11 protein-coding genes are annotated in these 10,527 nt (G+C 64.3%); 1 reads left to right on the top strand and 10 read right to left on the bottom strand.

All coding sequences use genetic code 11. The features are described 5' to 3' along the window. Positions 1–6 precede the first annotated feature (6 nt). The 6 genes from FDW81_RS09185 to FDW81_RS09160 all read right to left on the bottom strand — a co-directional run bounded on the left by FDW81_RS09185 (position 7) and on the right by FDW81_RS09160 (position 7,027). Entirely contained in the window at positions 7–1,527 is a 1,521-nt protein-coding gene (locus tag FDW81_RS09185; protein WP_138133874.1) for a glycoside hydrolase family 32 protein, read from the bottom strand. Between the two features lie 2 nt (positions 1,528–1,529). Continuing rightward, entirely contained in the window at positions 1,530–2,408 is an 879-nt protein-coding gene (locus FDW81_RS09180) for a carbohydrate ABC transporter permease (protein WP_138133873.1), read from the bottom strand. Between the two features lies 1 nt (position 2,409). After that, entirely contained in the window at positions 2,410–3,381 is a 972-nt protein-coding gene (locus FDW81_RS09175) for a carbohydrate ABC transporter permease (RefSeq protein WP_171027153.1), read from the bottom strand. A gap of 71 nt (positions 3,382–3,452) precedes the next feature. Further along, complete coding sequence (locus tag FDW81_RS09170) at positions 3,453–4,742, bottom strand: sugar ABC transporter substrate-binding protein (protein ID WP_138133872.1); 1,290 nt, start codon at positions 4,740–4,742, stop codon at positions 3,453–3,455. A 150-nt stretch (positions 4,743–4,892) separates the two neighbouring features. Continuing rightward, complete coding sequence (locus tag FDW81_RS09165; RefSeq protein ID WP_138133871.1) at positions 4,893–5,915, bottom strand: LacI family DNA-binding transcriptional regulator; 1,023 nt, start codon at positions 5,913–5,915, stop codon at positions 4,893–4,895. A 632-nt stretch (positions 5,916–6,547) separates the two neighbouring features. Next, entirely contained in the window at positions 6,548–7,027 is a 480-nt protein-coding gene (locus FDW81_RS09160; RefSeq protein WP_138133870.1) for a DUF2087 domain-containing protein, read from the bottom strand. Between the two features lie 232 nt (positions 7,028–7,259). Between FDW81_RS09160 and FDW81_RS09155 the strand changes: the two genes are divergently transcribed. Further along, complete coding sequence (locus tag FDW81_RS09155; protein ID WP_138133869.1) at positions 7,260–7,532, top strand: hypothetical protein; 273 nt, start codon at positions 7,260–7,262, stop codon at positions 7,530–7,532. A 21-nt stretch (positions 7,533–7,553) separates the two neighbouring features. Here FDW81_RS09155 and FDW81_RS09150 read toward each other — a convergent pair whose 3' ends face one another. The 4 genes from FDW81_RS09150 to FDW81_RS09135 form a co-directional block, all read right to left on the bottom strand. Continuing rightward, a complete protein-coding gene (locus FDW81_RS09150; protein WP_240720102.1) occupies positions 7,554–8,423 on the bottom strand; it encodes an HNH endonuclease in 870 nt (289 codons plus the stop codon). 89 nt (positions 8,424–8,512) lie between these two features. Beyond that, on the bottom strand, positions 8,513–8,707 hold the full coding sequence (locus tag FDW81_RS09145; protein ID WP_138133868.1) for a hypothetical protein: 195 nt from the start codon (positions 8,705–8,707) through the stop codon (positions 8,513–8,515). After that, positions 8,704–9,237, bottom strand: a complete 534-nt coding sequence (locus FDW81_RS09140) for a hypothetical protein (RefSeq protein ID WP_138133867.1) — start codon at positions 9,235–9,237, stop codon at positions 8,704–8,706. The genes FDW81_RS09145 and FDW81_RS09140 overlap by 4 nt, the downstream gene beginning before the upstream one ends. A gap of 176 nt (positions 9,238–9,413) precedes the next feature. Then, positions 9,414–10,313 carry a universal stress protein gene (locus tag FDW81_RS09135; RefSeq protein WP_138133866.1) on the bottom strand — a complete coding sequence of 300 codons (900 nt, stop codon included), beginning with the start codon at positions 10,311–10,313 and terminating at the stop codon, positions 9,414–9,416. Positions 10,314–10,527: the final 214 nt, after the last annotated feature.

Genomic DNA, 10,527 nt, shown 5'->3' with positions numbered 1-10,527 from the left:
CCTAGGTCAGCGGCCGACGACGTCGAGCGCCACGAGGTGCGCGCCCTCACCCTCGGCGAAGATCGCCAGGGCCGTGCTCGCCTCTGCCGGAAACACGAGGTCCGTGATGGTGGTGAGCCCGCCCTGGGCGAGGACCTCGACGGAGCATCGGTCGAGGTAGATCTGCAGGCGCAGGCGTGCATCCGTCAGCGGCACTGCCACAGTTTCTAAGGAGGGGAAGCTTCCGTGGAAACCCGCGTGGCCCGATTCCCGACGGTCCAGCCGCAGGATTCCCTCTGAGACGTCGTAGCTAAGGAGCGTGCATTCGCCTTCCCCTGCCCGAAGCACCAGCCCAAGGCTTTTTGCCGCACCAGGCTCGAATTCAACGTCGATGCGTGCAACGGCTGCCGCCGTCGGGAGTTCCACAATCCCCGATGCCAATGGCTGCCGCCCGAGGCTGAAGATAGGCGAGCCAGCTGGCGAAAACGGGTCGATGGCCTGCTGCCGAAGCACCACCTTGCCGTCCACCCGGGTCAGCGAGACCCCCCGGGGCAGGGACATCGCGCTCCGCCAGTCTCCGGTCGGCGTCTCGCGGGCGTAGTCCCAGTTGTTCATCCAGCCGATCATGATCCGACGCCCATCCGGAATGTTGCTGAACGACACCGCCGCGTAGTAGTCCCGGCCCCAGTCCAGCCAGCCGTACTCGCGCATCCGGCTGCCGTCCTGTTGGTGGCCCTCGGTCACGGTCGAGTCGGGCCGGAACGTCACGCCGTCGAACGCTCCAAGGAAGTACTGCCCTGCTGAGCCGCCGGCGATGCCGCCCGGGTTGATGTTCACGATCAGGACCCACCGGGTGTCCTCAGGTTTGCCGTCCACCGGCAGCTCGAACAAGTCCGGGCATTCCCAGACCCCGCCTGTGGCGTTGGCTGGCCCGAAGGTGCTCAGGTACTCCCACGCTTTAAGGTCAGCGGACTTATAGAGCACCACCTGGCGTTCCACCGCCTCGACGGCGACCATCACCCAGTAACTGGCCGCGCCGCCGTTGTACCAAAAAACCTTGGGGTCCCGGAACTCCGCCGACGCGCGGTCCAGGACGGGGTTGCCGTGGTACTTCGCCCAGGTCCTGCCCTCATCAAGGCTGTAGGCGAGCGACTGCGCCTGCCGGCCCGCCAGCGGCGAAACCTCGGTGTAGGCACTGGTGTAGACGGCAACCAGCGGGGGATTCCCAGCGGTGCCGAGGCCGCTGGTGTTGTGCTCATCGAACACCGCCGAACCGGAGAAGATGGCCTCCTGCTCATCGCACGGGATGGCCACCGGCTGCTCCTCCCACTGGAGCAGGTCAGGCGAAGTGGCATGGCCCCAGGACATGTTGCCCCAGTCCGGGCCGAAGGGGTTGTGCTGGTAGAAGAGGTGGTAGGTGCCGTTCAGGTACACCAGCCCGTTGGGATCGTTGAGCCAGTTGCGTTCCGCGGTGTAGTGGAAGGCGGGCCGGAACTGTTCCGTGGCCGAAACGGCTGTGGCGCGCTCCGCCGTCGTCAGTGAATTCATGGTTAGCCCTTCACGCCGCTGGAGGCGATGCTGTTGACGAAGGAACGCTGGAAGGCGATGAAGAGCACCACCACCGGAACAGTGATCAGGGAAGCGTATGCCATCACCTCGCCCCAGGAAACGTTCAGCTGGAAGAAGTACTGGATGCCGATCATCACGGGGCGCAGTTCCTCGGACTGGACCACCATCAGCGGCCACAGGTAGGAGTTCCAGGCCGGCAGGAAGGTCAGGATCGCCACCGTGGCGGTGGCGGGGCCGGCCAGCGGCATCACCACCTGCCGGTAGATTTTGAACCAGCCGGCGCCGTCAATGCGTGCGGCCTCGTCCAGTTCCTTGGGGATGGACTCGAAGTACTGGTGGAACAGGTAGATGGAGAAGGCGTTGGCGATGAACGGGATGATCTGCACCTGGTAGGTGTCCAGCCAGCCCTTGGAGAACTCAAGGCTGAAGCCGTTCAGCTCGAAGTAGGGGAGCTGGTTCACCCACCAGACCAGCGGCAGGGCCAGGGTCTGGAAGGGCACAATCAGCGTGGCCAGGATGGCGGTGAACACAATCTTTTTGCCCCGGACCTGCATTCGGGACAGGGCGAAAGCGCAGAGGCTGTTGACGAATATTCCCAGGATGACGGTGACGGCGGAGACGCCCACCGAGTTGAGCAGGAAGCGTGCCGCCGGGACGCGGTCAAAGACGGCGCCGTAGTTGTCGAAGGAGATGTTCCCCACCGGCAGGAACGCAGCCAGTGAGGACATGTCGCCGAAGATCTGCTGGTCCGGCTTCAGCGAGGACACCAGCATGAAGACGATGGGGAACGCGGCGACGACGGCGAAGAGGACGCGCACCAGCATGGTGCCGGCGTTTTTCAGGAGCAGTTGGTTTTTCATGTCAGTCTTTCTCCCGGGTGAGGTAGCGCTGCACCGCGGAGACGATCAGGACGAGGACGAAGAACACCAGCGAGATTGCAGAGGCGTAGGAGGTTTCCTGCTGCCGGTACCCGGACTGGACTGCCTCGTAAATGATGGTGGTGGTGGAATCCATGGGTCCGCCCTGGGTCATCACGCTGATCTGGTCGAAGAGGCCCAACGCCTGGATGGTGATGGTGACGAGAACCAGGCTCCGGGTGTGGAAGAGGCCCGGCCAGGTGACGTAGCGGAACTGCTGCCAGCGGCTGGTGCCGTCCAGTTGCGCCGCCTCGTAGAGCTCCCCGGAGATGCCCTGCAGCCCTGCCAGCCAGATGATCATGTGGAAGCCGGCGGCCTGCCAGATGGACAGGATGATGATGGCCGGCATCGCGGTGTTGGGATCTCCCAGCCAGTCCGGCCCGTCGATCAGGCCGAAGCTGACGGCGGAGAGGATCTCGTTGACCAGGCCGTCCTTGCGGTACATGAACAGCCACAGCAGCGAGACCACCACCATGGACGTGACCACCGGCAGGAAGTACACGGTGCGGAAGAAGTTCACGCCGCGGAATTTCTTGTTGATCAGCAGCGCCATCACCAGGGCCAGGCCCGACTGCACCGGGACGATGACCACGGTGAAGTAGGCGACGTTGAGCAGGGCGCGGTAGAACGTGGGGTCCGTGAAGAGGCGGGCGAAGTTGTCCACGCCCACGAATTCCACGGGCCGCGGCGAGATGAGGCGTGCGTTGGTGAATGCCAGGCCAAAGCCCAGGATGGCCGGAATGAAGATGAAGGCCAGCAGCAGCACCGCTGCCGGGGCGATCATGCCCCAGCCGGTGAGCTGGTCGCGGCGGAAGCCTGGCCGTCGTCGGGCGTTGCCTCTAATGTTCGACGGCGGGATGGCGGCTTCCGCGGCGGCGGGAACACGCGGGCGGGTGGGAAGATGTGCAGTTGCCATGGGAGTCTCCGTAGGTCGGGCTGCAGCAGGCCGCCGCGCAGTGGGGCGCGGCAGCCCGCCGTCGGCTCCGGCTAGTTCTTGTAGCCGCCGTTGGACTTGATGTTGGCATCGATGGCCTTCACGGCGCTGTCCAGCGTGGACTTCGGGTCGGCCCCGTTCAGGATGTCCTGCACAGCCTTTCCGTATTCCGTGGCGATGAAGGGGTAGGCGGGCGTCTCCGGGCGCATCACCGCGTACTCCCGGGAGAAGTCCATGAAGATCCGGTTGGCGCCGCCCTCGGCGAAGGACGGGGTCTGGGCAGCAGCTTCTTCACTGGCGGGTATGGCGCCGGTGGCCTTGGCCACCGCGGCGATGTTCTCCGGTTTGAGGGAGTAGGAGAGGTAGTCCATCGCGGCCTCGGTGTTGCTGCAGCCGCTGGTCACACCCCACTGCCAGGAGGCGCCGCCGATCTTGGGACCCTCGCCCAGGTCAACCGGGGGCATGACCACCAGGTCATCCCCGAGCGCGGCCTGGGCTTTGTCGGCGGCCCATGAACCGGTGTAGACGATGGCGCTCTTGTTGTTCAGGAAGTCCTGGGTGGAGTCTTTGCCGCTCTTCCTGGCCATAAAGCCCTGGTCCGCCAGGTCCCGGAACCAGTTGGCCCACTCCACTGCCTCGTCACCATTCAAGGCACCCTCGGCGCTCTGGAAACCGTCCCGGTTAACCAGGTCGCCTCCGAAGGACTGCAGGAAGGGAGAGTAGGCGTAGGGAAGCCATTCGCCGGTGCCGGCGGTGCCCAGGTCCAGCGGGTGTTCCCACTTGCCCAGGGCCTTGAGCTTGGTGAGGGCATCCTGGAACTCTTCTTTGGTCCAGGGCTGCTCCATGGTGGCAACCCGTACGCCGGCAGCCTCAAGGTCGGAGGCGCGGGCCATCATGGCCAGGGCAACGTCGTAGTAACCGACGGCGTAGGGCTGACCATCCCATTCAGCCACGGTGCTGGGGAGGTGCTTGGAGAGGTCCGTGTCCAGTTCAAGGGGTGCCAGATACCCGGCCCAGGCCCAGTTGGGTACGTTCGGTCCGTCGATGTCCACAATGCAGGGGAGGTTCCCGGCTGCTGCGGCGGACACTACCGAATCGTTGTACGAGTCCTGCGGGAAGGCCTGGACCTTGATCTTCACCTTGTCCTGGCTGCCGTTGTAGGAGTCCACGATCTTCTGGACTGCGGCCAGTTCGTCCGGGTTGCCCGCGTTATGCGTCCAGAGCGCGATTTCGCCTGAACCTTCGTTGGAGGATGCGCTGCCCTTGCCGCAGGCGGCGAGGGTGGAAGTGAGGGCGACCGCGGCTATGCTGGTCGCCAGGACCTTGGTGAGCTTCTTGTTCATGGGTCGGTCTTTCTGCTTTAGACAGGGTGGGGGATTGACGGGGTCCTGCTGGGAACGTGGCCGCTGCAACGGCTGCGTTCCCGTTTTTTTGGGGGTTATCTCGAGTGGCGGCGCCTGGTCAGGGCGGTCCTGCCGGTCCGGGCGGGCCGGTCAGTTCTTTGGTGGAGCGACAGAGAACCGTTCAACGAGCGGGCAGGGGATCTTTTCGTGCAGCCGGGGTTCGTCGGGGTTCTCCAGTTCATTGAGGAGTTTCAGCACCGCCCAGCGGCCCATTTCGTAGTGGGGGAGTGCCATTGTGGAGAGTCCCGGCCACAGGGCGTCCGCGATGAGTTCGAGGTTGTCCACCCCCACGATTGATACATCGTCCGGGATTGCCAGGCCAAGGTGGCCGGCCGCCTGGTAGGCGCCCATGGCCATCTGGTCATTGAAGCAGAACAGCGCGGTGGGCAGGTCCGTTCCGGACAGCAGCTGCAGTGCCGCTTCACGCCCCCCCGCCGTGCTCGGATGTGCGGCCACCAGGCGGCCGGCCGGCAGTTGCAGGCCATGGCGGAGCAAGGTTTCGCGAAAACCTGCCAGGCGCCCGTGGGCCGCGGGAATATCGTCCTCGTTGTTGATCATGGCGATGCTGCGGTGCCCTGCAGCCACCAGCAGTTCGGCAGCAGCCTCGCCCGCGCCGAATTCGTCCGGCACCACGGAGGACAACGCGGGGTTGTCCGTGGTGGCATCCAACACGATGGCGGGCACTGCGCCGAGTTCGTCGGGTACGGACACCAGCTGGTTGAACATGCGGGCGTAGATGATGCCGTCCACCTGGTGCTGCTGCAGCGCCCGGATTTCCTGCCGCTCGAGTTCGTTGTCCAGGCCGGAGTTGACCACCATCAGCAGGTGCCCGTGCTCCGAGGCTGCATCCTGCGCACCTTGGATCATGGCACCGGCAAAAGGCGTTGTGGTGATTTCGTCACTGACCAGTCCGAGGATTTGGGAGCGCTGGTTCCGCAGTCCGCGGGCCAGCCTGTTGGGCGCGTAACCGAGTTCTCCGGCTATGGCTTTGATGTGCTGCACAGTTTGGGCGTTGACCCGGGAAGTGTGCGCTTCGCTCAGGGCATGCGACACCGTGGTCACAGAGACGCCGGCGGCTTTTGCCACGTCCCGAATGTTCACCTTGGTCGCCATCGACTCTTCCTTTGCAAAACGTTTTGTATGTTGCTTGCATCACTATATGCAAAACGTTTTGCGTTGGTCAAGGGGCAGTCCTGATCAGTCGCTTTTCCGGCCGCGGTCGCCCGCCGTCGCTACCGCCGTCGGACAACTGCTGCGTGGGAGCTGATCAGAAAACAGCGACCGGACACCCTCAGGGCCTGTCCTGGCCGAAAATACAGGGGCCAGGCAAAGGAACACCTGGCTCACCAGCAGGTATCCGACTGCCAGGCAAAGGGCCAGCAGGCTGAAGGTCTTCCGCATGTCAGCGGCATACTGGTGTATGACCGCGACCAATGCGACGAAGAGCGGCACCAGGACCATCGCTGGAAACAGCCAAGTGTAGTCAACCGGCCACTGGTCAGAATTCAGTTGTTCGGTGAACGGGTAAGGGACCCTTGTCCGGGAGGGCTGTCAGGGCAAGGAAAAAGGTGAGCACAGTTGTCAAGGCGATGGCAGCGGCCATCCGGAATCCCAACCGGCCAGCGGCTGAGGCCGCCTTCCGTCTTGTGCGCATACCGGGTACCTGCTCTTCCGTCCTGCACAGGTACCCGCCTTTGCGTCCCCGGGGAAAAGGGCCCAAGGTCCTGCAGGGGAATGCGCCCGTTTCAGGTGTTTGATTCCCGGCGTGAGTAGGAGGAGCCCGATGCCGTCCGTTCAAGCAGTCCGAAATCCACCAGGTAGCGGCGGAGCAGTACCACATCATCCGTATAGCTGATGAGCCGCTCGTTGACCTGCCTTTCTGTCAAGCGTTCGCCCGGCTCCACAGCCTCCTTTGCGATCCAGGCAAGGAGCTCCCGGCGTTCACTTTTGTTGGCCGGGTACCTTTCAATCCGGCCCAGCCGCAAGAAGCGCTCAACGCCAGTTTGTGCCTGCCGTGGTTGCTGGGAGAGCAGATCGCGAAAAATCGATGCGGAGGCCTGCAAGCCACCTGAGGCATTCCGTTCAACCAGCCCGGCATCAAGGAGTGCAGTAACGGCCCGCTGCCATCGTCGGTCTTTCAAGTCAGGCTGCGAAGGGAGGTCTGTGGTGCCCAGGACAATCTGTGCGTAAGCCTGCCGTGCGTCGTCGTTGGCGAGTGCTGCCATGACGCGCCGCCAATGGGGTCCGCTTTGCCCACTTCTTCCGGCCACAGTCTGCTCCTCAATCCGTTTCTGCCTCCCGGCGCCGGTCCCTGTGCTTGAGAATCCTAGTCTTGATCCGCGGCGGCGGAACCCAGCAAGAGGGGCAAACTGGGGTCTGGATCAGGACAGCCACGCGGTCTAGATTGGTTCTTGGCTTATGCAAAGGGCCCACTCATCACTCATCCAGGAGGGGACCATGGGCCCCAACCCGAAACAACCCATTACCGATGACAGCATCCAGGTCCGCCAAGTCAATCATTACCAGTTCAGCTGGGTGGCCGGAGAAGCCGGACAGCCTGGCACCTGGACGCTCCAGCTGGTCCTTGACCAGGGGGCGTGGGAAGAAGTGCTTACGCTGGACGCCGAGGATGCCGAGGTTCTCCAAAACCTCCTGAACCGTTCGGCAACCGTCTACTATGATGTGCGGCGGCGGACCCTGATGTTCGGGACAACACCAGCAGGGCAGTAAGCAGCTATCCGGGAGTTCCTGTCATGGCCCTTCCAGGATGCGCCGGGCGTTTTCCTGTGCCTCCAAGGCTTGCTCGGAAACCACCTCGCCCGGCAGGTGGCCTGCGGCGGAGATAATGGTCCGGAGTTCGGGGACGCTGCGCGGAGCAGCGACGCCCAGATGCACCATGGCGTGGCAATTGGGGCAGAGCGGAACCAAGTCCGTAACGGGGTCCAGTTCGTATCCGCTGCCAAGCATGGACGCCGGCACCGTGTGGTGGACCTGAATGAATCCCTCGCCGATTTCGCCGTAGGAAGCCTCAAAGGAGAAGCCGCAGGCCGCGCATGCCGTGCCGTGGAATGCCACACAGACCCGGCGCGCGTCAGGGTCCCGCTCGTACCTGTTGACCTCAATGCTGCTGACCGAATCCGGCGGATGGGTTCCGGGAACAAGTTCGGCGGGATCGATGGCAGGAGGGCCCTGCTCCCGCCACAGCCGGCGAAGCGCCCGCTCCGCCGACGGCGGGACGGACAGGACGGGAACGTGCAGTGCACTGTCCCAAGGGATGCCGGGTACTGCTGCAGATAAGGCGTCCGAAGGTATCTGCTCACCAAGCGGCAACAACGCGTCGAAGACGATGCCGACGTGCAGCCCCGAACCCTCATCACGTTGGAGCTGTCCCGCTGCAAGCGGCTCAGAGACCGTCACGCCGTGGCCGATCAGTCCGCTGGCTGCGCCGCTGCTGCCCTGGAACAGCAGCCAGGCCTCCGTTCCCGGCGGAACGCTGGTCCCGCCTTCGCTTACTTCCCAACGGTCAAGGAACCGGCCGGCCGTCAGGACCTGTTCGACGACGGCGCGGTAGTTCCAGCGGTTCCACCGCTCCGCATTCCATCCCAGCATCACTGCAGCCACTGCTTACCTCCTGCGTGTTCCGGGACGGGCGCGGAACAGTCAGTTGCGCACGTGTGGCTTTGCGGCGGGCGTCCAGTGCGCCACGCAGCCTAGATGGGTTCCTTGGCCAGTGCCTTGGTCTTGGCCGGCGTCTCGCGGCCGAGCCGCTCGTCAAGCGTGACGCGAAGCCTGGCGGCCGCCACCTGAACACGGTGCTCGGCAGGGGTAACCTTCTTTTTGGCCGGCTTGGCGGCGGTGGTCCGCGGAGTATGGACAAACCGGTGCTCAGGCGACGCTGCGCTCATTGTCCAACCTCCCTGGTGTTGTCTTCATCCGTCGTTCCATTCTCGCCTATGATGCCATCCGCGTCCACGAACGGAACCTCGTGGTCGGCGTCCACGTCCTGTCCGGCGTCGTCCCCGTTCTCGTCACCGGCCACGCTCTTCCATGCGATGTCGAACAACTCAAGCTCCTCATCGCGCGCGAGCTCGCTGCGGGCCAGCACCTCCAACGTGGCAAGTCCCAGGGCCTTCGTTCCTTCATCCGCGTCCAGCGCGCGGTCCAGCGCCCACTGCGTGCGCCGCCACCATTCGGCCCGGCTGTCCGCTTCGGTCTTCTGCCTCAGGGCCTGGGCGTCCGCTTCCCGCTTCTGGTCGAGTGCCGTCTTGTCCGCCGACGTACGCTGCTTGAGCGTACGCCAATTGATGTAAAAGGCCAGCAGGGCAGCGATCAATACCGCCAGGGGACCAAGCCCTGCAAGGATCACCCACCAGTCCGCCGGCCCCGAATGGACGACGACGTCAAGCGTGCTGGGGGGTGGGGCAGGGGCGGTCACCCGACCAGCATAGGTCCCGGGATGGCTGCCGGCAGGCCTGACACCCCGCTCGCCCGGGCCTCTACCGGCTGATCGCGAACTTCTCCGCCGGCAGTTTCTTCCACGTCGCCGGTGAGAGGTGCTGCCATACAGGGATCCGTGTAGCGCAGGCCAGTCAGGCGAAAGTCAGTGCCCTGCTACAGCCTGGTATCGTCAAACTGCTCCTCGGAATCCAGGCTGCTGTTGCCGTGGCGGGAAATGAGGACCGGGCCGCGCGCGTGGTGGAGGACCGCGTGCGCCGTCGAACCGATTGTCTCCCTGAAGAACCCATGGCCCTTGCTTCCCACCACCAGCATCCGTGCCTCCACTGAGGCCTTGAGGATGGCATGGGGGACTGAGGTGTCGGTAAGGACCCTGCCGTCCACAGGAACGCCCGGCGCGAGGGAACGGGCGCGGCGAACTGCGGCGCTGATGACTTCCTCGGCCGCGATCCGGGCGGCTACTGATTCCTGCCGATCGGGCTGACGGTAGCCGGGAGGTGTGTGGCGGACATGGATCACCCTGAGGTTGGCCTGCAAGGTTGCTGCCATTGCACAGGCATCGGCGAGCGCGTTACGGGAGCCGGAGACATCGATGGCGACGACGACAGGCCCGCCGGGGTGGACATCGGACCTGATGACGGCAACGGGACAGTCCGCTGTTGCTGCCAGCTCCAGGCTGACAGCCCCCACGAGCAGCCCCAGGAACCCGCCCAAGCCGCGGCTTCCGACCACCAGCATCTCCTCGCCGGAAGAAATTCGGGCAAGGTGCGGGGCCGGCAGCCCATGCAGGAGTGTCCCTTCAACGTCCACCTCCGGTGCGCACGTCCTCGCGCAGTTGACCCCCTCTTCGAGGATTGCCTCGGCCGAGCGCTCCAGTCCGCTGTCAGCAACACCCGGAACCGGCCCCAGCTTCCTGGTCAGCAGCGGCCAAATGGAAACGTGCACCACGTGGAGCCGCAGACTCCGGAGCCGCGCTTGTTGTGCCGCCCAGCGGATGGCGGCTGCGGCCTCTTCGGAACCGTCATAACCGGCCACGATCGATCGTGGTTCATGCATAGGTTCCAGCACTCCTTGGGGAGATTTTTGGCCTGTGGGTGCTTTTTCCTGCGCTCCATCCTGATTGGTGCTCTGCTTGCATCACTGCTGATACAAGCAGAGCACTACAAGCCCAGGGGAAGCAATAACTGCGCACAACGGCAGGACCGAGGCCACCTCAACGAGGAAATCCTGCGGTTCGCCCGGACGGGCAAAAACCAGGACGCGGCAAAGG

Source organism: Pseudarthrobacter sp. NamB4, assembly GCF_005796185.1.
Taxonomy (GTDB): Bacteria; Actinomycetota; Actinomycetes; order Actinomycetales; family Micrococcaceae; genus Arthrobacter.
Note: the sequence above shows the minus strand (reverse complement) of the source record. Positions and strands in the feature narration are given on the sequence as shown.